The sequence below is a fragment of the Acinetobacter johnsonii genome (assembly GCF_048551975.1).
GTDB classification, from domain to species: Bacteria; Pseudomonadota; Gammaproteobacteria; order Pseudomonadales; family Moraxellaceae; genus Acinetobacter; species Acinetobacter johnsonii_A.
Genome location: NZ_JBIMCF010000107.1, coordinates 1 through 331, shown reverse-complemented (window position 1 = coordinate 331; position 331 = coordinate 1). Strand labels below are relative to the sequence as shown.

The 331-nt window shown below is 39.0% G+C and carries 1 protein-coding gene; it reads left to right on the top strand.

The genetic code is table 11. The features are described 5' to 3' along the window. Positions 1–148, top strand: a 148-nt coding sequence (locus tag ACG9ZB_RS16820; RefSeq protein ID WP_419326807.1) for a protein-export chaperone SecB, incomplete at its 5' end; no start/stop codon positions are given. Between the last annotated feature and the right edge of the window lie 183 nt (positions 149–331).

Here is a 331-nt window from a genome sequence, read left to right as displayed (position 1 = left end):
CTTGTTCCCGTTCCTTCGAGAAGCGGTGAATGATATGGTGACTAAAGGCAGATTCCCACAATTGTTACTTACACCAATTAACTTTGATGCTGAGTTCGAAGCAAATATGCATCGTGCTCAAGCAGCCGCTGTTGAAGGTCAAGCTTAAAACTTTAAGCCCTTCAAACATAAAAAAGACCGCTTTTGCGGTCTTTTTTTATTGTACTGAATTATTTAAATGCTTTATGACCTTGCTGCTTAATAGACTCAAACTTGTCTGAACTTTGTCTAGCTTATGCAAGTTTCCCAGCATGTACCAAATGCTGAGCATGTTCAATTTCTTCGGTTAATG